The sequence below is a fragment of the Actinacidiphila acidipaludis genome (assembly GCF_019890725.1).
Taxonomy (GTDB): domain Bacteria; phylum Actinomycetota; class Actinomycetes; order Streptomycetales; family Streptomycetaceae; genus Actinacidiphila; species Actinacidiphila acidipaludis.
On sequence record NZ_JAINZZ010000064.1, the window covers coordinates 1 to 21,134 of the forward strand.

Annotated in this window: 24 protein-coding genes and 1 tRNA gene; 17 read left to right on the top strand and 8 right to left on the bottom strand. The window is 70.7% G+C overall.

Annotation, left to right across the window (positions count from 1 at the left end; translation table 11 throughout):
• The 4 genes from K7862_RS31580 to K7862_RS31595 all read right to left on the bottom strand — a co-directional run.
• Positions 1–309 (bottom strand): hypothetical protein (locus K7862_RS31580; protein WP_372461707.1); only part of this gene is annotated, 309 nt, incomplete at its 3' end.
• A gap of 83 nt (positions 310–392) precedes the next feature.
• Positions 393–731: a hypothetical protein gene (locus K7862_RS31585; RefSeq protein WP_222968321.1), complete on the bottom strand. Its 339-nt coding sequence runs from the start codon at positions 729–731 to the stop codon at positions 393–395.
• Positions 716–1,153 carry an ATP-binding protein gene (locus K7862_RS31590; protein WP_222968322.1) on the bottom strand — a complete coding sequence of 146 codons (438 nt, stop codon included), beginning with the start codon at positions 1,151–1,153 and terminating at the stop codon, positions 716–718. Before K7862_RS31590 ends, K7862_RS31585 begins: the two co-directional genes overlap by 16 nt.
• A gap of 46 nt (positions 1,154–1,199) precedes the next feature.
• The gene (locus tag K7862_RS31595) at positions 1,200–1,607 is read right to left on the bottom strand and encodes an NUDIX hydrolase (protein WP_222968370.1); all 408 of its coding nucleotides are present in this window, start codon (positions 1,605–1,607) and stop codon (positions 1,200–1,202) included.
• A 106-nt stretch (positions 1,608–1,713) separates the two neighbouring features.
• On the opposite strand from K7862_RS31595, the gene K7862_RS31600 reads away from it, so the two are divergent.
• From K7862_RS31600 to K7862_RS31645, 10 genes are all read left to right on the top strand, one after another.
• Positions 1,714–2,502: a GntR family transcriptional regulator gene (locus K7862_RS31600; RefSeq protein ID WP_222968323.1), complete on the top strand. Its 789-nt coding sequence runs from the start codon at positions 1,714–1,716 to the stop codon at positions 2,500–2,502.
• Positions 2,503–2,679: 177 nt separating this feature from the next.
• Entirely contained in the window at positions 2,680–3,030 is a 351-nt protein-coding gene (locus K7862_RS31605; protein WP_222968324.1) for an SCO3933 family regulatory protein, read from the top strand.
• Positions 3,031–3,035: 5 nt separating this feature from the next.
• Entirely contained in the window at positions 3,036–4,412 is a 1,377-nt protein-coding gene (locus tag K7862_RS31610) for an FtsK/SpoIIIE domain-containing protein (RefSeq protein WP_222968325.1), read from the top strand.
• A gap of 73 nt (positions 4,413–4,485) precedes the next feature.
• Positions 4,486–5,073 carry a DUF2637 domain-containing protein gene (locus K7862_RS31615; protein WP_222968327.1) on the top strand — a complete coding sequence of 196 codons (588 nt, stop codon included), beginning with the start codon at positions 4,486–4,488 and terminating at the stop codon, positions 5,071–5,073.
• Between the two features lie 334 nt (positions 5,074–5,407).
• On the top strand, positions 5,408–5,599 hold the full coding sequence (locus tag K7862_RS31620; protein WP_222968329.1) for a mobile element transfer protein: 192 nt from the start codon (positions 5,408–5,410) through the stop codon (positions 5,597–5,599).
• Between the two features lie 16 nt (positions 5,600–5,615).
• Positions 5,616–5,810, top strand: a complete 195-nt coding sequence (locus tag K7862_RS31625; RefSeq protein WP_222968330.1) for a hypothetical protein — start codon at positions 5,616–5,618, stop codon at positions 5,808–5,810.
• A gap of 26 nt (positions 5,811–5,836) precedes the next feature.
• On the top strand, positions 5,837–6,139 hold the full coding sequence (locus tag K7862_RS31630; RefSeq protein WP_222968331.1) for a hypothetical protein: 303 nt from the start codon (positions 5,837–5,839) through the stop codon (positions 6,137–6,139).
• 150 nt (positions 6,140–6,289) lie between these two features.
• Positions 6,290–7,564 carry a replication initiator gene (locus K7862_RS31635; RefSeq protein WP_222968332.1) on the top strand — a complete coding sequence of 425 codons (1,275 nt, stop codon included), beginning with the start codon at positions 6,290–6,292 and terminating at the stop codon, positions 7,562–7,564.
• Positions 7,557–7,766, top strand: a complete 210-nt coding sequence (locus K7862_RS31640) for an excisionase family DNA-binding protein (protein WP_222968333.1) — start codon at positions 7,557–7,559, stop codon at positions 7,764–7,766. The genes K7862_RS31635 and K7862_RS31640 overlap by 8 nt, the downstream gene beginning before the upstream one ends.
• Positions 7,766–8,926, top strand: a complete 1,161-nt coding sequence (locus tag K7862_RS31645) for a tyrosine-type recombinase/integrase (protein ID WP_222968334.1) — start codon at positions 7,766–7,768, stop codon at positions 8,924–8,926. Before K7862_RS31640 ends, K7862_RS31645 begins: the two co-directional genes overlap by 1 nt.
• Positions 8,927–8,978: 52 nt before the next feature.
• Here K7862_RS31645 and K7862_RS31650 read toward each other — a convergent pair.
• A tRNA-Gly gene (locus K7862_RS31650) sits at positions 8,979–9,052 on the bottom strand.
• A 412-nt stretch (positions 9,053–9,464) separates the two neighbouring features.
• Here K7862_RS31650 and dcd point away from each other — a divergent pair.
• Positions 9,465–10,040: a dCTP deaminase gene (gene dcd, locus K7862_RS31655; protein WP_222968335.1), complete on the top strand. Its 576-nt coding sequence runs from the start codon at positions 9,465–9,467 to the stop codon at positions 10,038–10,040.
• 118 nt (positions 10,041–10,158) lie between these two features.
• Here the strand turns inward: dcd and K7862_RS31660 are convergent, their stop codons facing one another.
• A complete protein-coding gene (locus tag K7862_RS31660; RefSeq protein WP_308012299.1) occupies positions 10,159–10,569 on the bottom strand; it encodes a DUF2000 family protein in 411 nt (136 codons plus the stop codon).
• 235 nt (positions 10,570–10,804) lie between these two features.
• Here K7862_RS31660 and K7862_RS31665 point away from each other — a divergent pair, with 235 nt between their 5' ends.
• The gene (locus K7862_RS31665; RefSeq protein WP_222968339.1) at positions 10,805–11,632 is read left to right on the top strand and encodes a phosphodiesterase; all 828 of its coding nucleotides are present in this window, start codon (positions 10,805–10,807) and stop codon (positions 11,630–11,632) included.
• 14 nt (positions 11,633–11,646) lie between these two features.
• On the opposite strand, the gene K7862_RS31670 is transcribed toward K7862_RS31665, so the two are convergent.
• Both K7862_RS31670 and K7862_RS31675 read right to left on the bottom strand, forming a co-directional pair.
• Positions 11,647–12,597: a Yip1 family protein gene (locus K7862_RS31670; protein ID WP_222968341.1), complete on the bottom strand. Its 951-nt coding sequence runs from the start codon at positions 12,595–12,597 to the stop codon at positions 11,647–11,649.
• A gap of 300 nt (positions 12,598–12,897) precedes the next feature.
• A complete protein-coding gene (locus K7862_RS31675) occupies positions 12,898–15,183 on the bottom strand; it encodes a (Fe-S)-binding protein (protein ID WP_222968342.1) in 2,286 nt (761 codons plus the stop codon).
• Between the two features lie 266 nt (positions 15,184–15,449).
• Between K7862_RS31675 and K7862_RS31680 the strand changes: the two genes are divergently transcribed.
• From K7862_RS31680 to K7862_RS31700, 5 genes are all read left to right on the top strand, one after another.
• Complete coding sequence (locus tag K7862_RS31680) at positions 15,450–16,355, top strand: LCP family protein (RefSeq protein WP_222968343.1); 906 nt, start codon at positions 15,450–15,452, stop codon at positions 16,353–16,355.
• Positions 16,356–16,572: 217 nt separating this feature from the next.
• Complete coding sequence (gene dnaK / locus K7862_RS31685; protein ID WP_222968344.1) at positions 16,573–18,450, top strand: molecular chaperone DnaK; 1,878 nt, start codon at positions 16,573–16,575, stop codon at positions 18,448–18,450.
• Positions 18,447–19,130, top strand: a complete 684-nt coding sequence (gene grpE / locus K7862_RS31690) for a nucleotide exchange factor GrpE (RefSeq protein ID WP_222968345.1) — start codon at positions 18,447–18,449, stop codon at positions 19,128–19,130. The genes dnaK and grpE overlap by 4 nt, the downstream gene beginning before the upstream one ends.
• Positions 19,131–19,310: 180 nt before the next feature.
• Positions 19,311–20,495: a molecular chaperone DnaJ gene (gene dnaJ, locus K7862_RS31695; protein WP_222968346.1), complete on the top strand. Its 1,185-nt coding sequence runs from the start codon at positions 19,311–19,313 to the stop codon at positions 20,493–20,495.
• 34 nt (positions 20,496–20,529) lie between these two features.
• Positions 20,530–20,997 (top strand): heat shock protein transcriptional repressor HspR, encoded by a 468-nt coding sequence (locus K7862_RS31700; protein WP_222968371.1) that lies wholly within the window; start codon positions 20,530–20,532, stop codon positions 20,995–20,997.
• Positions 20,998–21,134: the final 137 nt, after the last annotated feature.

Sequence of the window (21,134 nt, forward strand, 5' to 3'; positions counted from 1 at the left end):
CAGGGCCGGGGACATCCAGGGCCGGGGACTGAACGCGTCTGCGCATGCTGGGCGCCTGGCGGCTCGGTGGGCCAGGGCAAGGAACGTGACCGGGCGGGCGGTCCATTCGATCGCGGTTGTGGCGTGGTGGGCCGTGTAGGTGCAGGGCTTGCCGGCCTGGAGGAGTTGGGTGGCGTCCAGTTGGCCAGTGGTGAGCCAGGCCCAGGCGTCGTGAGAGGCGGCACGGTCCAGGGCCGGCGTGATCGTGCGCAGAGCGATGCGGATCCAGCGGATCGCGTCGACGGCCGTCGCTACGTCAATGGATGCCACCAAGGCAGGAGCTTCGCCTGTCGCGGGACTCTTGGCCCAGCACTCGCACCAGTAGCCGGGGCGCATCAGGGACCTGGGGTTGTTCATCGGGAGCTCCCGCGCGGGTGGATCGTCAGCCGGTAGCGGCAGGCATCGTCGGTGAACGTGACGCTGTAGGGGCTGCCTTGCGCGAGGACGGCCATGGCGCGTTCGTGCTCGGCCATGTCCGTCTGCCAGTGGCGGCCTGGTCGGGCGTAAGGCTCGTCGAGTTGGTCGGTCACGTCCTGGGCGCGGCCGGTGAGCCAGCGCAGCGCCAGGCGTCGGTTTCGTGTGGCGGATGCTCCCAGCGAGATGATTTGCTCGCTGGCCCCGTGGGCGGTGACCTCGCACCGGTACCCGAACCCAACCGCGGCCCCCTGCGCGGGACTCAGCGCGGTAAGCATGCGATCCCATCCACACCTGTGGACGAGAACAGATACGCCGTGACCGTGCGGCCGTCCTCGCCTCCCTGCGTCTCCACGCGCTGAGCCAGCGCCGCCACCATTCCCAGCCCGCGGCCGTGGGTTTCCTCGTCGTCCGGGTGCTCGACCATCGGCACGGTCTTCGCGCCGCCGGCATCCGTCACCGACACGCACACCACGTGCTCGGACAGCGCCAGGCTGACGTGGAAGGACCCGGCCGGATCGCCGCTGACCGTGTGCAGGAGCGCGTTCGCGCCCAGTTCGGTGACGATCAAGGCTGCGTCGTCGGCGTGCGGCGAATCGCCCAGTACCTCGCGGGCCCAGCGCCGTGCGCGGCTAACTTCTTCCAGCGAACCCGGGCAAGTGAGTCCCCAGATCCGCACTCTACTCATATACTCGTCCATACAAGTTCCTTTGTGCTGGTAGGCGGCCATGGGTAGAGGGTTCGAGCTAGACGAGTTTCACGCCGTCGTGCGCACGCACGGCCGGCGGGGACGCCGCATCCAAAGCGTCCAGGACACGGATGGCATACGCCTCGTCCGCAAGGTCGGTGACTTCTTCCCGGGTGGCCCAGCGCAGCGCGCTGGTCTCACTGCCGATGGTTGGCTTCCCGTCGACCGCCTCACACCGGAACACCAGCGAGACGATCAAGCCGGTCATGTTCTTGTAGATGCCGGTGAGGGTCGCGGGCACCGCGATCTTGACGCCGGTCTCCTCCAGGACCTCGCGCTGCAAGGCGTCGGGGATGGTCTCGCCCGCCTCCAGCACTCCGCCCGGCGGTTCCCAATGCCCGTTGTCCCGGCGCCTGATGAGCAGCGCGCGACCCTCGTCGTCGACGATGACTCCGGCGACGCTCACCGAGTGCGGGCGCTCGATCGGCACGTACCTGATCCCTTCGGGTGGCTAGGCTCTCCACCGTAGCAACAAGGGTCGGCCGCTCGTCTAGATATCCAAAGGAGTACGCATGCCCGCTATCCCCTCCGGTGCGCTCGGCGCGCTGGACCCGACGAGTGATCGGGCGGTCTTCCGCCAGATCGCCGACCAACTGCGCGACGCCATCGACAAGGGACGCTTCTCCGAGGGCGACAAGCTGCCGTCCGAGACGGAGTTGGTGGAGCACTACGGCGTCTCGCGGATGACCGTCCGCAACTCCCTGTCCGTCCTCCAAGGCGAGGGCCTCGTGTTCTCCGAGCACGGTAAGGGCGTCTTCGTCCGCCCCCGCCCCCCGGTGCGCCGCCTGGCCTCCGACCGGTTCGCCCGCCGCCACCGCGAGCAGGGCAAGTCCGCGTTCACCGTCGAGGCCGACGCCGCCGGCAGTCACCCCACCGTGGACAGCCTGGAGATCAAGGAAGAACGGCCGACGCAGGACATCGCCACCCGCCTCGGCGGCCCCCGCCGCGTGCTGGCCCGGCACCGCCGCTACCTCCTCGACGGCCGTCCGGTGGAGTTCGCCACCTCCTACCTCCCGCTGGACATCGCCCGCGGCACCCAGATCGCCGAACCCAACCCGGGCCCTGGCGGCATCTACGCCCGACTGGAAGAACTCGGCCACCGCCTCGACCACTTCGAGGAAGAGATCCGCGCCCGCATGCCCGCACCCCATGAGGTCCGGTCCCTGCGCCTGGCCGCCGGCGTCCCCGTCATCCACCTCATCCGCACCGCCTACGACACTGAAGGCCGCGCCGTCGAGGTCTGTGACACCGTGATGGCCGCCGATGCGTACGTGTTGGCCTACCAGCTCCCTGCCACGTGACCAGGGCAGATGGCGTGACGGGTGTTCAACTCCCGCTACTCGTAAGCCTCCAGAGGCAAACTCGTATAGACGAGTAGGTGGGATGTGTGGCACAGTGGTTCTCGTGCCCGGGTCTTCGGGTACGACGAATGGCACTTGTCTAGACGACTAGCTGTCACACTGTGAGGAGACTCGACCTTGCGTTCCATCCGTGTGGAGACCTCGGCGGCGACCATCCTGCTGACCGAGGCTCCGGAGACGAAGATCAAGGACCGGCAGACCGGAGAGGTCGCCACCGACGCGACGACCGGCGAGGCGCTGATGACCGTCGGCGTCGTCTACATCGAGGACGGGGAGTCCTCGCTGGTCAAGGTGACCATCCCGCAGAGCGGTGTGGGTGAGGGGCTGGCGCTCGGTGCTCCGGTCGCACTGCCGGGGCTCATCGCCCGGCCGTGGGAGAGCACGTTCAACGGTCAGCAGCGGCACGGCATCGCGTTCCGCGCCGCCGCCGTCACCCCGTCCGCCTTCCCGGCTCAGGTCGGGGCCTGAGCGGCATGTCCGACCTGACGACGATGCTGGAGGTGGGTGGCTCCCTCGCCGCTGTCGGCGGTGGCGCTGCCTACCTCCGGGCCGAGCAACCGGCCGCGTACTGGTCCATGGTCGGCCTGCCGCTCTCGGCGGCTCGCCTCATGGGCTCGTACGGGTCCGTGATGGATGCCTGCGGGCTGACCGTGGCCCCGTCCCGCTTACGCACCCTGGCGGTACGGGCCACGACCCGGCGAGAGGTGCGGCCGGTCCCTCCGCGACGGGGGATCATTCGCCCGACCACGACCGGCATGCGGCTTCGGCTGCGGCTCGCCCCCGGCCAGGAGCCGGCGGACGTCGCTGCCTCGGCCGAACGGCTCCGGCACGCGTGGGGCGTGCACGCCGTGTACGTGTCCGTGGTCAAGCCCGGTGTGGTTGAACTGCGGCTCGTCGGCTTCGACGTGCTGCGCAAGGTCCGCATGCCGCGCAGGGCTGGCGGCGACTTCCTCAAGGTGCCCGTGGCGCTGCGCGAGGATGCGACGGCCTTCGTTCGGGACTACCGGGCGATACCCCACCAACTGACCCTCGGCGCAACGCTGGCGGGCAAGTCGATGTACCTCCGCCACCTCATAGCGGGGCTCGCCCCGCAGTCCGTCGCCCTGGTGGGGATCGACTGCAAGCGGGGCGTGGAACTGGCCCCGTTCGCCGCTCGGTTGTCGGCCCTGGCGACCGACCCCGAGCAGGCAGCCGACTTGTTGCCCGCGCTCGTCCGACTGATGGAAGACCGGTACGACCTGATCAAGGCCCGGCAGGGCATCGCCTCCTCGACGCCGAACGAGGAGATCACGTCCGACGTGTGGGGCCTGCCCGAATCCGAACGGCCCGTGCCCGTCGTGCTGTTCGTCGACGAGGTGGCGGAACTCTTCCTCGTCGCCTCCCGCAAGGACGAGGAACGGCGCGACGAGATGGTCACCCAGCTCATCCGGCTCGCCCAGCTCGGCCGCGCCGCCGGCATCTACCTGGAAGTGTGCGGGCAGCGCTTCGGCGCCGAACTCGGCAAGGGCGCGACCATGCTCCGCGCCCAGCTCACCGGACGCGTCTGCCACCGTGTGAACGACGAAGCCTCCGCCAAGATGGCACTCGGCGACATCGCCCCCGAAGCGGTCATGGCCGCATGCGCCATCGCCCCCGAACGGCCGGGCCTCGCCGTCGCCGGAGACACTTCCGGCGGCTGGTCCCGCATCCGCACCCCGTACCTGTCCCTCGGGGACGCCGCCGACATCTGCGACGCGTCCGCCGAACTCGTACCGGACCTGCCCGCACTGGACCCCTTCCGGCCCGCAGTCCCGCCGCGTCCGGTCGGCTCGCCCGACCCACTGGCCAAGCCCCGTCCCGTCACGGGCTGACTCAAGCCCTCTCCTCGTACAGCGCCACGTCCCTACCCCGTCATGCCATGAACCGAGAGAGGAGGTCCCGCGCGTGCGCGCTCGCCTGGCCCGTATCGACGCCGTGCTCGTCCAAGCCGTCATCGCCGCCGCGCTGTCCTTCGCCCACCTGCACGACATCGCGGGCGCCGCCGGACAGCACGGATGGAAGGCATGGGCCTACCCGATCTCCGTGGACCTGCTGCTGGTCGCGGCTTGGAAACGGCTTCGCAGCGGGACGAGCAAGGGCGCCGCCTGGTGCTGGTTCGTCATCGCACTGTCCGCGTCGCTCGGCGCCAACATCGCCACCGCCGGCCTCCTGGACGCGCACGCCGTGCCCGCCTGGCTGCGGATCCTCGTCGCCGGGTGGCCCGCGGTCGCCTTCCTCGGCGGAACACTCCTCGCGCACGGCGCTACCCGGCCGGAACCGGTGGCCTCGCCGGAACCCGTCACCGTCGAAGCCAGCTCGGCGCCGCCGCCCGCTCGTCCCGCTCCTGCGATCCCGGCTGCCCTGGTCGCCCACGCCCGCAAGGTCGCCGCCGACCACCTCACCAGAACCGGCAACGCCATCGACACACCGACCCTGCGCGCCCGTCTCGGCGTCCCGGCACCGCTCGCCGAAGCCATCGCCGCCCAGCTCTGAGAGGAGAGATCACATAAGCGGGGGTGGTGCCGAACGCCTCTTCAGCCGGCGTCGCCGCACCTCCGAATAGGACCCGACCGCGACCACCAGAAGAGGAATGAGGATCACCCGACCCCAGGATTGGTGGTCCCACACGCGGGCGACTGCCACTCCGATGCCAGCCCACGCGCACCAGAAGACGACAGTCACCAACAGGCGTACTCGCTCGCTCACTTGGCCCCCCAGCCCCCGCACCCCTGCCCGACGGGGTCGCTCCCCGGCCGGTGACAGGCGTCGCACCTGTTTACCGCCCCCCTTCCCGCCAGGCAACCAAGTCCCAGGAAGAGAGAGTGCCATGGCCGCCAAGCGCCGCTTTCGCAACGTCGTCCGCATCGGACCCGTTCAGGTCGGCACCGCCTACGACCAGCGGGGCCAGGAGAAGCACACCGCCGCCTGCACTGCCCCGCGTTGCGGCTTCTCCACCGAGTACGACAGCCGCTCCGCCGCCGAACTGGCCGCCCGCACCCACCGCTGCCCCGCCCGCTGAAAGGACCGCCCCACCCGTGACCGTCAGCCTGCCCCTGGTCGTCGTCCTCGGCATCGTCGCCTGGACCGCGATCAAGTTCCTCGGCGTACGCCTCTGGGTCGCCGTCGTGATCGCCCTGTTCGGCTTCTACCTAGCCCACACCTTCCTGGCTCCCGCCATCGACGACAGCACGCGCAACGGCGTCCGCGTCGTCAACGGCACACACACCTAGACGAGTAGTTGAGAGAGGGTTCCGCCGTGCTCCTCAGCCCCAAGTACCCGCAGACCCCCACCCCCTCGGCCCACATCACCACTGCGCCCGTGTCCGTCCAGCACCCGCACCACTCGACCGTCTGCGCCTGCCAGGCGACCGCTCTGCCCGCTGCTTCTCCTCGACGGGTCGCGCCGACTGCAGGAGTCGTCGTCGGGGCCGTGGCCGCAGTCATCACGGTCGGCGTCGTCCTCACCGCGCTCCTGGTCGCCGTCGCCGTCGCGGCCGTCTCGGTCGCCGTCGTCGCCCTGGTCCTGCGCTCGCTTCTGGCGCCCCAGCGCCAGCGCTGACCCAACGAACTGCCGGGGCGGCACTGACGCCGCACATCCGCCGCCCCGGCCCCCTCTCTACGCACCGAAGCCCGTGAAGGGAGCTCCGTCATCACCCGCGCAACACCGCCCCCGCTGCCCGAACTCGGCGCCCTGGCCGCGCTCGGCACCATGCCCGCACTCCTCCGACAACTCTCCGGACTCGGCGGCTGCACCCACCCCATCCGACTCGACGGCCACCGCACCGAACACGAACTCAACCCCGAGACAGGGGAGATCGGCCCGGCCATACACCGCCTGCTCTCCGACCAACTGGCCGCCGGCCACCTCCTCGTGCGCTGCAACAACCGCCGCACAACCCGATGCGCCGCCTGTGCCGAGACCTACCGCCGCGACACCTTCCACCTGATCACCGCCGGACTGCGGGGCGGCAAGGGCACGCCAGAAGAGGTCACGGACCACCCTCGCGTCTTCGCCACCTTCACCGCCCCCGGCTTCGGCCCCGTCCACAACCGACCCGACTCCGGCACCTGCCGCTGCGGCACCGCACACCCCGCCGACGCACCCGAACTCGGCACCCCACTCAACCCCGACACCTACGACTACGAAGCCGCAGTCCTGTGGAACGCCCACGCCGGGGCCCTGTGGCGCCGGTTCTCCATCTACCTGCGCCGCGAGATCGCCAAGCGCGCCGGACTCAGTCAACGTGCCTTCCGCGACCACGCCCGCGTCTCCTTCGCCAAGGTCGCCGAGTACCAGAAACGCGGCGCCGTCCACTTCCACGCCGTCATCCGCCTCGACGGCCCCGAAGGAGGCAGCACCCCACCGCCCGCCTGGGCCACGGCCGACCTGCTCACGGACGCCATCCGCGCAGCAGCCTCCGCCGCCCGAGTCACCGGCCCAACCATCGACGGCCGCGCGCACACCTTCGCCTTCGGCCGCCAACTCGATGTCCGCACCATCCGCGGCGCCGACTTCGCCGGCTCGACCGCACTGACCGATCGTGCCGTGGCCGCGTACATCGCCAAGTACGCGACCAAGGGCGCCGAGACAGCGACGGGCACGCTCGACCGCCCGATCCGCTTCCTCGCGGAGCTCCAGCACTTCGCCATCTCCGACCACGCGCGGCGGATGATCCGCACGGCGTGGAACCTCGGGGCCCGCAAGGAGCTGGAGGTACTGAGACTGCGGGCCTGGGCCCACATGCTCGGCTTCCGCGGTCACTTCTCGACGAAGACCCGGCGCTACTCCACGACCCTCGGAGCCCTACGCAACGCCCGCGCCGAGTACCGCCGCGCCCAAAACGGCCAGGCGCGACCCGAGGAGACCACGTACGTCCTCTCCCACTGGGTCTTCGCCGGCACCGGCCTGACCCCTGGCGAAGCCTGGCTCGCCGCGACTCTCGAACCCGCCCCCGGAACGGAAGGAGAACCTACCCATGGCTGAGCGCTATCTGTCCGTGGCCCAGGTCGCCGAACGGCTCGGGACCACCGAGCGGTTTCCCCGTCGGCTGATCGCTGAGCGACGCATCACCTTCGTCAAGGTGGGGCGTCACGTGCGCATCGCGGAAAGTGCGCTGTCGGCGTACATAGACGCCAACACCGTGCAGCCCCGGCGTCACCGGTCCGGACTCCGGAGGGCCGCCTGATGGCCGCCAAGAAGCGGGCGTTCGGCCGCATCCGCAAGTTGCCGTCCGGGCGGTTCCAGGCCCGGTACCTGGGGCCTGATGGCCTCGACCGTCCGGCGCCGCACACGTTCGCGACGAAGAAGGACGCTGACGACTGGCTGGCGGAACGGCAGAGTGAGGTTCGGGCCGGGCGTTGGCGTGACCCGGACGCCGGGGCCGTGAACTTCGGTGAGTACGCGGTTCGCTGGATCGAGGAACGGGGCTTGGCGCCCACCACGGCTGAGCTGTATCGCCGGCTCCTGCGTATCCATCTCCTGCCGACCTTCGAGGCGGTCAACCTGGACGAGATCACCCCTCCGTCCGTGCGAACCTGGCGGGCGGAGCGGCTGGCCGCCACCGGAGCGACCACAGTCGCCAAGGCGTACCGGCTGCTCAAGGCGATCTTGCAGACGGCGGCGGATGATGAGCTGATCCACCGGAACCCGTGCCGCATCCGTGGGGCGGGCAAGGAATCGGCCCCGGAACGTCCCATTGCCACCGTGGCCCAGGTCGACGCCCTGGCGGACGCCATGGGGCCGCGCTGGCGGCTGATGGTCTACCTGGCAGCGTTCGGACCGGCCCGGCCGGAAGAGCAAGCCGCCCTGCGTCGGCTGGACGTCGACACCGAGGACGTCGGCGTGTGGATCCGTTCCGCCGAACCGGAGCTGGCGACGGGACGCCGCGTCCCTGGCGACACCAAGTCCGACGCCGGTCGTCGCTTTCTGGCGCTGCCGGAATTCATGCGCAAAGACCTCGTGCGGCACCTTGCCTGGTACGCGGAGAAGAAACCGAACGGATTGCTGTTCGTGGGGGAGAAGGGTGCGCCTTTCCGCCGATCGACGTTCGGGCGGAAATGGCGGCGGGCCCGCGCGAAAGTGGGGCTGCCTGACGACTTCCGCTTCTACGACCTGCGGCACACCGGGCACACCCTGTCGACGCGGAGCGGCGCGACCCTCAAGGACACCATGGTGCGGGCGGGCCAGTCCTCGGAGCGTGCGGCACTGATCTATCAACACTCGGACCGGGAGCGGCAGAAGGAGGTGGCCGCCGGCATCGACGCCCGGGTGCAGAACGAGCGGCGGAGGGCCGCAGAGAAAGCCGCCGCCGAGGAATCGGGCACGCAACGGGCACGGCACAACTGAATTGGTCTAGGCAACACAAAAGGCCCGGGTCTTCGACCTGGGCCTTTTCGTATGGAGCGGATGACGGGAATCGAACCCGCGCTCTGAGCTTGGGAAGCTCATGTTCTACCATTAAACTACATCCGCGAGAAACGGCCCCAAGGGGGCTGCTCCAGGGACACTGTACCCCATGGCGGGGGGTGCGTGAGGGAGGGAACGGGGGGCATCGCGGGGGCGGGTGGGGGTAGGTTGAGGGGGCGGTGTGGTGGTCCCGGGCCGGAGTTGGGGCATCCCCTAATGTGTGGGTTTGTCGGCCACGCGGAGTTGGGGAAGGGACTTCATGGAGCGCACCGTTGTTCGTTGTGCGGAGGGGCACGTGTTCAGCACGGCTTCGTTTCCGATGCAGCACCTGGGGGCTGATCGCCTCGGGCCTGGACGCCTGTTGAGGTGTCCCAAGTGTGCCCGCCTGCGGCATGCCGTCCCGGTTGCCGCAGCCGAGAGCAAGTAGGCCGGGGTGCCCCGGGCTGCCGGCGCGGCCCGGGGCGTTAGTCTCGGGGGCGTGCTTCTCTCAGACAAGGACATCCGGACCGAGATCGACAACGGGCGCGTGCGCGTCGACCCGTTCGAGCCGGCCATGGTGCAGCCGTCCAGCATCGACGTGCGCCTGGACCGGTTCTTCAGGGTGTTCGAGAACCACCGCTACCCCCACATCGACCCGGCGGTCGAACAGCCGGACCTGACGCGCCTGGTGGAGCCCGAGGGCGACGACGCGTTCATCCTGCACCCGGGCGAGTTCGTGCTGGCCTCGACGTACGAGGTCATCAGCCTCCCCGACGACATCGCCTCCCGCCTGGAGGGCAAGTCCAGCCTCGGCCGGCTCGGCCTGCTCACCCACTCCACCGCGGGCTTCATCGACCCGGGCTTCTCCGGGCACGTCACGCTGGAGCTGTCCAACGTGGCCACCCTCCCGATCAAGCTGTGGCCCGGCATGAAGATCGGCCAGCTCTGCCTGTTCCGGCTCAGCTCGCCCGCCGAGTTCCCGTACGGCTCGCAGCAGTACGGCTCCCGGTACCAGGGCCAGCGCGGCCCGACGCCCTCCCGCTCCTACCTGAACTTCCACCGCACCCAGGTCTGAGCCGGCAGAGCGCCCAGCGGCCCGCACCGCCCAGGCCCCACCCCCGGGCCCGCGCACCGTTCCGCACGCGCCCCGGGCCCGCGCACCGTTCCGCACGCGCCCCGGGCCCGCGCACCGCTCACGGATGCATCCGCGCCCCCTTGAACACCTTGTCGACCGCGTTGCGCGGCCCGTAGACCGCAAGCCCGACCAGATCGAGCCCGGTCCGCGGCACCGCACGCACGGCCGCCCGGTTGTCCCGGTCGTTCCCGGTGGTGAACAGGTCCGCGGTGAACAGCGCCCGCGGCAGGGCTCGCGTCAGCGCCCGGTCCAAGGCCTTGTCCAGCAGCTCCTTGCCGCCCTCGAAGACCAGCACGGGCTGCCGGAACATCGCCAGGTACGCCGTCCCGTCGGCGTCCGCGTACGGCTCGCCGACCACCTCGGGCACCGCCGAGCCGAGGCCGCTGACCAGGAACGCCGTCGCGTTCAGCCGCTGCCACAGCGCGAGGTCGTCCCGCAGCAGGACGGCGATCTTGGTCTCGAAGCGCACCGGCGCGGGCTCCTGCCCGGGGACGGCGCCGGTGTCGGACGGGGTGTGCTGCTCGTGCGGGGCGGGTCCCCCTCGCTCCACCCGCTGAACCTGCTGGATCTGCCGCACATGCTCGCCGTTCTCGCCGTTCTCGCCGTTCCCGACGGGCTCGCCGTGCTCGCCGTGCTCAATCTGTTCGGTGCTCATGCCACGAATCTCGCTGTCCCGCCCGGACCGCGTCTTGTACGTTCCTGGCGTGACGCTCTCCCTCGCGCACCTCAGTGACCCCCACCTCACGACCGGCGTTCTCGGCGGCGCGCCCGCACTCGCCCTGCGCCGCGCCCTGGGCCGGGTGATGATGCTCGACCCGCGCCCGGACTGCGTCGTCATCACCGGCGACCTCACCGATCACGGGCGGCCGGACGAATACGAGGCCCTGCGCGAGGTGCTGGGGCACTTCCCGCTGCCGCTGCACCTGATCGCCGGCAACCACGACGACCCCGCCGCCCTGCGGGCCGCCTTCGCCGGCACCCCGTTCCTGGACGGCGACGCGTCACGACGCCGGGACCGGGACCGGGACGGCGACGCGGCCGCGCCCGACTGCCAGTACGTGGTCGAGCACCCGGCCCTCACCGTCGTCGTGCTGCAGTCCACGGTCCCCGGCGCGCCCGGCGGCCTGCTCGGCGCGGACCGGCTGGCCTGGCTGGACCAGGCGCTGGCGGCGCGGCCCGGCTTCCCGGCCGTGGTGTGCCTGCACCACCCGCCGCTCCCGATCGGCATCCCGCTGCTGGACGGGATGCGGCTCGCGGACGGGCCCGGGCTCGCCGAGGTCGTGGCCCGGCATCCGCATGTCGTGAGGGTGCTGGCCGGGCATGTGCACCGGCCGGTCGTCGCGCCGTTCGCGGGGACGGTGCTGGCGACGGCGCCGAGCACGTACCTGCAGAGCGGTCTCCGGTTCGACGAGGGCGCGCCGGGCTATCTGCCCGAGCCGACGTCGTTCCTGCTGCACCTGCTGCCGGACGGCTCAACGACGTGGGTGACGCACGCGGTCGCCGTCAGCCACGCGGCCGCGCCCGTGTTCTGAGACGGGACGCGGGATCAGATCAGCGGCAGCTTGAACAGCATCAGCAGGGCGAGGAGTTGGAGCGACGACGCGCCGAGTGCCTTGTGCCAGGGCAGGTCGTGGGACTTGGCCACCATCGACGTCATCAGTGCCCCGCAGGCGAACCAGGTGATCCAGCCCAGCAGTTGGACGAAACCGTTGCCGCCGCCGAGGAAGAGGGCGAAGAGCAGGCGCGGGGCGTCCGTCAGCGTGGTGATCAGCATCGCCAGGCCTATGGTGGGCGCCCACGCGCCGTCGCCGCCGAGCTGACGGGCCAGCGTGTTGGTCACCGCGCCGAGCGTGATGCCGCAGAGCACCACCGCTATGCCCGTGGTCAGCACCCACGGGATGCTCGTGGTCAGCGTGGTGTTCAGGATGTCGCTGCGGGCGGCGTCGAAGCCGAAGACGGCGAGCAGCCCGTAGAGGAAGGTCACGATGAGGGCGGGGGCCCACACGGTGTGGTCGCGCATCTGCCAGAAGGTGCGGCCGGGGTGCAGCACGATGCCGCGCAGCAGGTCCTTCCAGTGCAGCCGCGGGCCGGCCGGGGGAGCGGCGGACTGGCCCGCCCGGTAGGTGGCCACGTTGCCGTAGGGGTCGTACGCGTCGTACGTGCCGCCCTGGGCGTAGCCGTCCTGACCGCCCTGCGCGTGACCGTCCTGACCGGGGTATCCCGCGGCGCCGGCCAGCGGCGTCGGCTCGCCGAGGGTGAACGCCCGGGTGTGGCCGGGGGCGTCGTCATGACCGGAAGCCGGCCCGCCGGCTCCGGAGGGGCCGCCACCGGGGCCGGGACCGTAGTACTCGGGGTACCCGGAGTACCCCTGCTGCGGTCCGGACTGCGGGGCGTGTCCGGGATAACCGGCAGGTCCGGGGCGTCCGGGCTGCGGCGCCTGTGCGCCCGCCCGGGGGTGCCCGCCACGCCTGCCCTGTCGATTCGAGAATCCAGCCACCTTTCGAACGTACCCGCTGACGCGGGGTGCCGTACCGGCGGCTGTGGACCGGGGCTCCTTTGCTGCCAACCTGTGACACGCGGTCAGGGCGGGCGGCGTGGCCCGCGTCACGCGTCACGCGTCACGCGTCCCGCCCGGGTTCCCACGGCCCGGTACATAGGCGGGAAGGACCTGGCACATCCGCACGACCCAGCGACACAGCCCTGAGGCGCCGCTCAGCCCTGAGGCGCCGCACACGCGCGAGGGGCGGCACACCCCTGCGCGGGTGTGCCGCCCCTCGACCTGAGTGCGGGCGAACCGTCACGCCGTCCCGGCGTGCTCCTCCTCGCCGAGCTCCACGTCCTCCGCGGGCGTCCGCACGGAGTCCAGCAGGAGCTGGGCGACGTCCACGACCTGGAGGCTCTCCTTCGCGGTGCCGTCGTTCTTCTTGCCGTTCACGGAGTCGGAGAGCATCACCAGGCAGAACGGGCAGGCGGTGGAGACGATGTCCGGGTTGAGGGACAGGGCCTCGTCGACGCGCTCGTTGTTGATGCGCTTGCCGATCCGCTCCTCCATCCACATCCGGGCGCCGCCGGCGCCGCAGCAGAAGCCGCGCTCCTTGTGGCGGTGCATCTCCTCGTTCCGCAGGCCCGGCACCTTGGCGATGATCTCGCGCGGCGGCGTGTAGACCTTGTTGTGCCGGCCCAGGTAGCAGGGGTCGTGGTAGGTGATCAGGCCCTCGACCGGGGTGACCGGGACCAGCTTGCCCTCGTCCACCAGGTGCTGGAGGAGCTGGGTGTGGTGGATGACCTCGTACTCGCCGCCGAGCTGCGGGTACTCGTTGGAGATCGTGTTGAAGCAGTGCGGGCAGGTCGCGACGATCTTCTTCGACGCCTTGGGCTTGCGGCTCGCCGGGACGACCTTGCCGTCGTCGTCCAGTTCCTCGCCGAACGCCATGTTGAGCATCGCGACGTTCTCGGCGCCGAGCTGCTGGAAGAGGAACTCGTTGCCCAGGCGGCGGGCGGAGTCACCGGTGCAGTTCTCCTCGCCGCCCATGATCGCGAACTTCACGCCCGCGATGTGCAGCAGCTCGGCGAAGGCCTTGGTGGTCTTCTTGGCGCGGTCCTCCAGGGACCCGGCGCAACCGACCCAGTAGAGGTACTCCACCTCGGTGAGGTCCTCGATGTCCTCGCCGACGACCGGCACCTCGAAGTCGACTTCCTTGACCCAGGCGAGCCGCTGCTTCTTCGGCAGACCCCAGGGGTTGCCCTTCTTCTCCAGGTTCTTGAGCATCGTCCCGGCCTCGGACGGGAACGCGCTCTCGATCATCACCTGGTAGCGGCGCATGTCGACGATGTGGTCGACGTGCTCGATGTCGACCGGGCACTGCTCGACGCAGGCGCCGCAGGTGGTGCAGGACCACAGGACGTCCGGGTCGATGACGCCGTTCTCCTCGGCGGTGCCGATGAGCGGGCGCTCGGCCTCGGCGAGGGCGGCCGCGGGCACGGCCGCGAGCTGCTCCTCGGTGCCCTTCTCCTCGCCCTCGGCGTTCTTGCCGCCGCCGGCCAGCAGGTACGGGGCCTTGGCGTGCGCGTGGTCGCGCAGCGACATGATGAGCAGCTTGGGGGAGAGCGGCTTGCCGGTGTTCCAGGCCGGGCACTGCGACTGGCAGCGGCCGCACTCGGTGCAGGTGGAGAAGTCGAGGATGCCCTTCCAGGAGAAGTGCTCGATCTGGGAGACGCCGAAGACGGGCTCCTCGCCCCCCTCTTGATCGAACACAGTCTCGAAGTCGATCGGGACGCCCGCGCTGGTCATGGGCTGCAGGGCGCCGAGGGAGACCTCGCCGGTCGCGTTCCGCTTGAACCAGATGTTGGGGAACGCCAGGAAGCGGTGCCAGGCCACGCTCATGGTCGTGTTCAGACCCAGCACGATCGCCCAGATCATGGTCACCGAGAGTTTGATCATCGCGGTGAGGTAGACCAGGGTCTGCAAGGAGTGGGTGCTCAGCCCGCGCAGGCCGGCGACCAGCGGGTACGAGGCGAAGTAGCCGGCCTCGTAGTGGTCGACGCCGTGCAGCGCGCCCTCCAGGCCGCGGAGCATCATGATCGCCAGGCCGATGACCAGCACCACGTACTCCACGAAGTACGCCTGCCAGGCGGTGGAGCCGGCGAAGCGGGACTTGCGGCCCGGCCGGGACGGCAGGTTGAGCAGCCGGATCACGATGAGCGTGATGATGCCCAGCGTGGTGAGCGTCGCGATGAACTCGGTGTAGACCTCGTAGGGCAGCCAGTTCCCGAGCACCGGCAGGATCCAGTCGGCCTTGAAGAGCTGGCCGTAGGCGTTGACGATGGTCAGGCCCAGGGTCAGGAAGCCGACCGCCACGAACCAGTGGGCGACGCCGATGACGCCCCACTTGTTCATCCGGGTGTGGGCGACGAACTCGCGGGTCAGCGTCAGGGTGCGTCCGCGCGGGTCGTTCGTGCGGCTGCCCGCTGGCACCGGCTGGCCGACCCGGATGGTCCGGTAGATCTGCAGGACGGCGAGGCTGATGAGCGCGACGCCGACCGCGGTGAGGACCAGCGACACGATGATCGCGGCGAGTTGCATGGGGGCTCCTCGGGCCTGCGCGACTGGGGACGGACGAATCGGGGAGGGGGCGGAACGCGGAACGTACTAAGCGGTAACTTACTCCGGTCTCGGCTGAGGTTACCCGGGATTCCCGGCCCCATAAAGCCGCACTGCTGGTGATCTGTGTCGCGCGCCTCCCGAGCACGCCGGCCGTGCGTCCGAGCCGCGATTGAACCTGCTCTCATCGTGACAAACATGGAGGCAGCGGACAACGGTCCGCGACCGTCGCGGGAGGTGGCCGGAGGATGCGGGCGGTGCTGCGCTGGACGGCGATCGGCGCCGGGCTGGTGCTGGTCGTGGCGGCCGGCCTGGGATGGGCCGCGTACCGCAAGTTCAGCGGCAACATCAGGACCGACCGTGCGGCCGAACAGGTGCTCAGTCGCTATGCCGCCGAGCGGCCGCGCTCACTGGTGCCGCAGGCCAGCAACATCCTGGTGATGGGCGCGGACGGTCCGGACGCCGAAGACGCGGCCGCCGGCGCCGACGGCAGGCCGTCCGCCCATGGGTTCCGGGGCTTCGAGGGTCCGGGCAGCCCCGGCGGCGGCCCCGCGGACACCGCCGTCCTGCTGCACCTGTCGGCCGACCACCAGCGGGCGGCGGCCATCGGGGTGCCGGGCGACCTGCGGGTGACGGTCCCGGAGTGCGGTCCGCACGCCGGGCGCGGCGCGGCGGCGGAGGAGACGTTCGGCGAGACCCTGGGCGAGGCCTTCCAGGGCGGGGGCGCCGCCTGCACGATCCGCGCCTTCGAGCGGCTGAGCGGCATCCGGGTGGACCACCACCTGGTGGTGGACATGAACGGCCTCGCGCGGATCAGGGCGGCCGTCGGCGGCCCGGCCGCCGGCCGGCGGGCCGCACTGCTGCGGGCGCTGGCCGCCGAGGCGCACCGGGGGCCGCGCACCCTGGTCCACCCGGCCAGGCTCTACGGCTTCCTGGACACCGCCACCTCGTCGATCACCGCGGACCCGGGTCTCAGCTCGCTGCCCGCGCTGTACGAACTGGCCGGCCACCTGCGGGGGCTGCCGGCGGACGGCCTGGTGGTGCGCTCGGTGCCGGTCGGCGGGCACGGCGCGGTGCGCGAGCCGGAGGCGGGCCGATTGTTCGCCGCGGTGCGTGAGGACCGGCCGGTGGGAAAGACGACGCAAGTCTCCTGAAACATCCTGAACGTCCCCTTCGTTGTCCGCAGAGGGGGTTGCCCGAGGGTGCGCCTCAGCCTCAGGTGTTCCGAAGGGGTGCGCCGAGGGGGCTCAAGTCAGAGTGCGCGCAGGTCGCGCGGCAAAGTTGAGTGGGCTCGACTCATGTCTGTTGACACGTGATCTCCCATGAGGCACCCTTGAGCCAGTTCCACTCAAGTCAGCTGGAGGATTCACCATGGCACGTGCGGTCGGCATCGACCTGGGCACGACTAACTCCGTCGTCAGCGTTCTGGAAGGCGGCGAGCCCACCGTCATCACCAACGCAGAGGGCGCCAGGACCACGCCGTCCGTCGTCGCCTTCGCGAAGAACGGCGAGGTGCTCGTCGGCGAGGTCGCCAAGCGGCAGGCCGTCACCAACGTCGACAGGACCATCCGGTCGGTCAAGCGCCACATGGGCACCGACTGGAAGATCAACCTCGACGGCAAGGACTTCAACCCGCAGCAGATCTCCGCGTTCATCCTGCAGAAGCTGAAGCGGGACGCGGAGTCGTACCTGGGCGAGAAGGTCACCGACGCGGTGATCACCGTCCCCGCGTACTTCAACGACTCCGAGCGGCAGGCCACCAAGGAGGCCGGCGAGATCGCCGGTCTGAACGTGCTGCGCATCGTCAACGAGCCGACCGCGGCCGCGCTGGCGTACGGCCTGGACAAGGACGACCAGACGATCCTGGTCTTCGACCTCGGCGGCGGCACCTTCGACGTGTCGCTGCTGGAGATCGGCGACGGCGTGGTCGAGGTCAAGGCCACCAACGGCGACAACCACCTCGGTGGTGACGACTGGGACCAGCGCGTCGTGGACTACCTGGTCAAGCAGTTCCAGTCCGGTCACGGCGTGGACCTGGGCAAGGACAAGATGGCCCTGCAGCGTCTGCGCGAGGCCGCCGAGAAGGCGAAGATCGAGCTGTCCTCGTCGACCGAGACCTCGATCAACCTGCCCTACATCACCGCCTCGGCCGAGGGCCCCCTGCACCTCGACGAGAAGCTCACCCGCGCGCAGTTCCAGCAGCTCACCGCGGACCTGCTCGAGCGCTGCAAGACCCCGTTCCACAACGTCATCAAGGACGCCGGCATCCAGCTGTCCGAGATCGACCACGTGGTCCTGGTCGGCGGCTCGACCCGGATGCCCGCCGTCGCCGAGCTCGTGCGCGAGCTGACCGGCGGCAAGGAGGCCAACAAGGGCGTCAACCCGGACGAGGTCGTCGCCATCGGCGCGTCCCTGCAGGCCGGTGTGCTCAAGGGCGAGGTCAAGGACGTCCTGCTGCTCGACGTCACCCCGCTGTCCCTCGGTATCGAGACCAAGGGCGGCATCATGACCAAGCTGATCGAGCGCAACACCACGATCCCGACCAAGCGCTCGGAGATCTTCACCACGGCCGAGGACAACCAGCCGTCGGTGCAGATCCAGGTCTACCAGGGCGAGCGCGAGATCGCCGCGTACAACAAGAAGCTCGGCATGTTCGAGCTGACCGGTCTGCCGCCGGCCCCCCGCGGCATGCCCCAGATCGAGGTCGCGTTCGACATCGACGCCAACGGCATCATGCACGTGACCGCCAAGGACCTGGGCACGGGCAAGGAGCAGAAGATGACCGTCACCGGCGGTTCCTCGCTGCCCAAGGACGAGGTCGACCGCATGCGGCAGGAGGCCGAGCAGTACGCGGAGGAGGACCACCGCCGCCGCGAGGCCGCCGAGACCCGCAACCAGGGTGAGCAGCTCGTCTACCAGACCGAGAAGTTCATCGCGGACAACAAGGACAAGCTCCCCGAGGACGTGAAGGGTGAGGTCGAGACCGCGCTCGCCGACCTCAAGGAGAAGCTGAAGAACGAGTCCACGGACGACGGCAACACCGCCGCCATCCGCGAGGCCACCGAGAAGGTCGCGGCCACCAGCCAGAAGCTGGGCCAGGCGCTCTACGCCAACGCCCAGGCCGACGGCGCGGGTGCCGGTGCCTCCGCCGGTACGCCGGGTGCCGGTGAGCAGGCCGCCGCCGACGACGACGTGGTCGACGCCGAGATCGTGGACGACGAGAGCAACAAGAGGGACGGTGCCGCGTGACGGAGGAGCCGAAGGGCTTCGAGGAGCCCGACGTCCCCTCCGAGGCCAACGGGAAGCCGGAAGGCGCCAAGAGCGCGAAGGACACCGGCCCCGCCGAGGAGGCGGGGGCCGGTGCCCCGGGCGGCGAGGCGAACGGCACGGCCAAGGAGCTGACGGCCGTCAGGGCACAGCTGGACCAGGTGCGTACCGCGCTCAACGAGCGCACCGCGGACCTCCAGCGCCTCCAGGCCGAGTACCAGAACTACCGCCGTCGGGTGGAGCGCGACCGGGTCGCCGTCAAGGAGATCGCGATCGCGAACCTGCTCACCGAGCTCCTCCCGGTCCTGGACGACATCGGCCGGGCGCGGGAACACGGCGAGCTGGTCGGCGGGTTCAAGTCCGTCGCGGAGTCGCTGGAGACGGTGGCCGCCAAGCTGGGGCTGCAGCAGTTCGGCAAGGAGGGTGAGCCCTTCGACCCGCTGGTGCACGAGGCCCTGATGCACAGTTACTCGCCGGACGTCACGCAGACGACATGCGTGCAGATCCTCCAGCCCGGGTACCGCATCGGGGAGCGCAATCTGCGCCCGGCGCGGGTCGCGGTCGCCGAACCGCAGCCCGGGAGCCAGGGCAAGGACGAGGCCGAGAGTGACCGGAAGGGCGACGACGAGGAGAACGGTGGCGGTGGCCCGGACGAGGGCTGACGACCGAGCTCGTGGAGTGGGCGGCCGAGGTACGAGGCCGCCCGCGGAGCGAGTGAGGAGGAAGCCCGAGCGCAGGCAGGCGAGGGCTGACGACCGAGTTCGCGCAGTGGATGCCCGGGGCCGGGGTCGGATGTCCGGCCCCGGCCTGGGCAGAGGTGACGGAGAGGAGGGACGTCGGGGATGAGCATCAGCAGGGACCTGTTGGAGAAGGACCTGTACAAGGTCCTCGGCGTGCCGAAGGACGCCACCGAGGCGGAGATCAAGAAGGCGTACCGCAAGCTCGCCCGCGAGTTCCACCCGGACGCCAACAAGGGCGACGCCAAGGCCGAGGAGCGCTTCAAGGAGATCTCCGAGGCCAACGACGTCCTCTCGGACAGCAAGCGCCGCAAGGAGTACGACGAGGGCCGCGCCCTCTTCGGCAACGGCGGCTTCCGTCCGGGCCCGGGCGCCGGCGGCCCCGGCGGCTTCAACTTCGACCTCGGCGATCTCTTCGGCGGTGCCGGCGGCACCGCGACCGGCGGCCAGGGCGGCGGCTTCGGCGGCGGCCTGGGCGACGTGTTCGGCGGCCTGTTCAACCGTGGCGGCGGCACCCGTGTGCAGCCGCGCCGCGGCCAGGACATCGAGTCCGAGGTGACGCTCAGCTTCACGGAGGCGGTGGACGGGGCCACGGTCCCGCTGCGCATGTCCAGCTCGGCCGCCTGCAAGGCGTGTTCCGGCACCGGCGACAAGAACGGCACCCCCCGGGTGTGCCCGACCTGTGTCGGCACCGGGCAGGTCTCCCGCGGCGGCGGTGGCGGCTTCTCGCTCACCGACCCGTGCGTGGACTGCAAGGGCCGCGGCCTGATCGCGGAGAACCCCTGCGAGGTCTGCAACGGCAGCGGCCGGGCGAAGAGCTCGCGCACCATGCAGGTCCGCATCCCCGCCGGCGTCACCGACGGTCAGCGGATCCGGCTGCGCGGCAAGGGCGCCCCGGGCGAGCGCGGCGGCCCGGCGGGCGACCTGTACGTGGTCGTGCACGTCGGACCGCATCCCGTGTTCGGCCGCAAGGACGCCAACCTCACGGTCACCGTGCCGGTCAGCTTCGTGGAGGCGGCGCTCGGCGGGGAGATCAAGGTGCCCACCCTCGGCGGGCCCCCGGTCACCCTGAAGCTGCCCCCGGGCACCCCCAACGGCCGCACCCTGCGCGCCCGCGGCAAGGGCGCGGTGCGCAAGGACGGTTCGCGGGGCGACCTGCTGGTCACCATCGAGGTGGCCGTGCCGGAGGCGACCGACGGCAAGGCGCTCGACGCCCTGGAGTCGTACCGGGAGGCGACGGCGGGGTTCGACCCGCGCGCCGAACTGTTCAAGGCCGCAAAGGGAGCGTGACGCTATGAGCATCGACGGCGGCATGGGTGGTGGCATGGGCCGCGGCCCGGGGCGCGGTTCGCGTCCCGGCGCCCGCAATCCCTACCAGCTGACCGAGGAGAGCCCGGTCTACGTCATCTCGGTGGCGGCCGAACTGTCCGGGCTGCACCCGCAGACCCTGCGGCAGTACGACCGTCTGGGCCTGGTCTCCCCGGACCGCACGGCCGGCCGCGGGCGCCGCTACTCGGCCCGCGACATCGAGCAGCTCCGCGAGGTGCAGCGGCTGTCGCAGGACGAGGGCATCAACCTCGCCGGCATCAAGCGCATCATCGAGCTGGAGAACCAGGTGGCGGCCCTGCAGTCGCGGGTCGCCGAACTCACCGCCGCCGTCGAGGGCGCCGCCGCCGTCATCCAGCAGCGGGAGGCGGCGGTCCACGCCTCCTACCGCCGCGACCTGGTCCCGTACACGGACGTCCAGCACACCAGCGCGCTGGTGGTCTGGCGGCCCAAGCGGGACCTCTAGCGCCCGGCAGCATCCGACCACCCGATCCGACCGAGCCGCGGGGTTCTCGCGCGGCGGACGGCCCGTCACCCGAGTCCGGGTGGCGGGCCGTCCGGTGTTCGACGGCCGGTGTGTCGCGGCCGGTGTTCCCGCGTCCA

What these genes read in the sequence shown, in the direction of transcription:
- K7862_RS31590 (WP_222968322.1), bottom strand. Translation starts at nt 1,153, where the DNA reads ATGGACGAGTATATGAGTAGAGTGCGGATCTGGGGACTCACTTGCCCG.
- K7862_RS31610 (WP_222968325.1), top strand. Translation starts at nt 3,036, where the DNA reads ATGTCCGACCTGACGACGATGCTGGAGGTGGGTGGCTCCCTCGCCGCT.
- K7862_RS31585 (WP_222968321.1), bottom strand. Translation starts at nt 731, where the DNA reads ATGCTTACCGCGCTGAGTCCCGCGCAGGGGGCCGCGGTTGGGTTCGGG.
- K7862_RS31680 (WP_222968343.1), top strand. Translation starts at nt 15,450, where the DNA reads ATGCGGGCGGTGCTGCGCTGGACGGCGATCGGCGCCGGGCTGGTGCTG.
- dnaJ (WP_222968346.1), top strand. Translation starts at nt 19,311, where the DNA reads ATGAGCATCAGCAGGGACCTGTTGGAGAAGGACCTGTACAAGGTCCTC.
- K7862_RS31620 (WP_222968329.1), top strand. Translation starts at nt 5,408, where the DNA reads ATGGCCGCCAAGCGCCGCTTTCGCAACGTCGTCCGCATCGGACCCGTT.
- K7862_RS31635 (WP_222968332.1), top strand. Translation starts at nt 6,290, where the DNA reads ATGCCCGCACTCCTCCGACAACTCTCCGGACTCGGCGGCTGCACCCAC.
- K7862_RS31645 (WP_222968334.1), top strand. Translation starts at nt 7,766, where the DNA reads ATGGCCGCCAAGAAGCGGGCGTTCGGCCGCATCCGCAAGTTGCCGTCC.
- K7862_RS31675 (WP_222968342.1), bottom strand. Translation starts at nt 15,183, where the DNA reads ATGCAACTCGCCGCGATCATCGTGTCGCTGGTCCTCACCGCGGTCGGC.
- dnaK (WP_222968344.1), top strand. Translation starts at nt 16,573, where the DNA reads ATGGCACGTGCGGTCGGCATCGACCTGGGCACGACTAACTCCGTCGTC.
- K7862_RS31700 (WP_222968371.1), top strand. Translation starts at nt 20,530, where the DNA reads ATGGGCCGCGGCCCGGGGCGCGGTTCGCGTCCCGGCGCCCGCAATCCC.
- K7862_RS31640 (WP_222968333.1), top strand. Translation starts at nt 7,557, where the DNA reads ATGGCTGAGCGCTATCTGTCCGTGGCCCAGGTCGCCGAACGGCTCGGG.
- K7862_RS31600 (WP_222968323.1), top strand. Translation starts at nt 1,714, where the DNA reads ATGCCCGCTATCCCCTCCGGTGCGCTCGGCGCGCTGGACCCGACGAGT.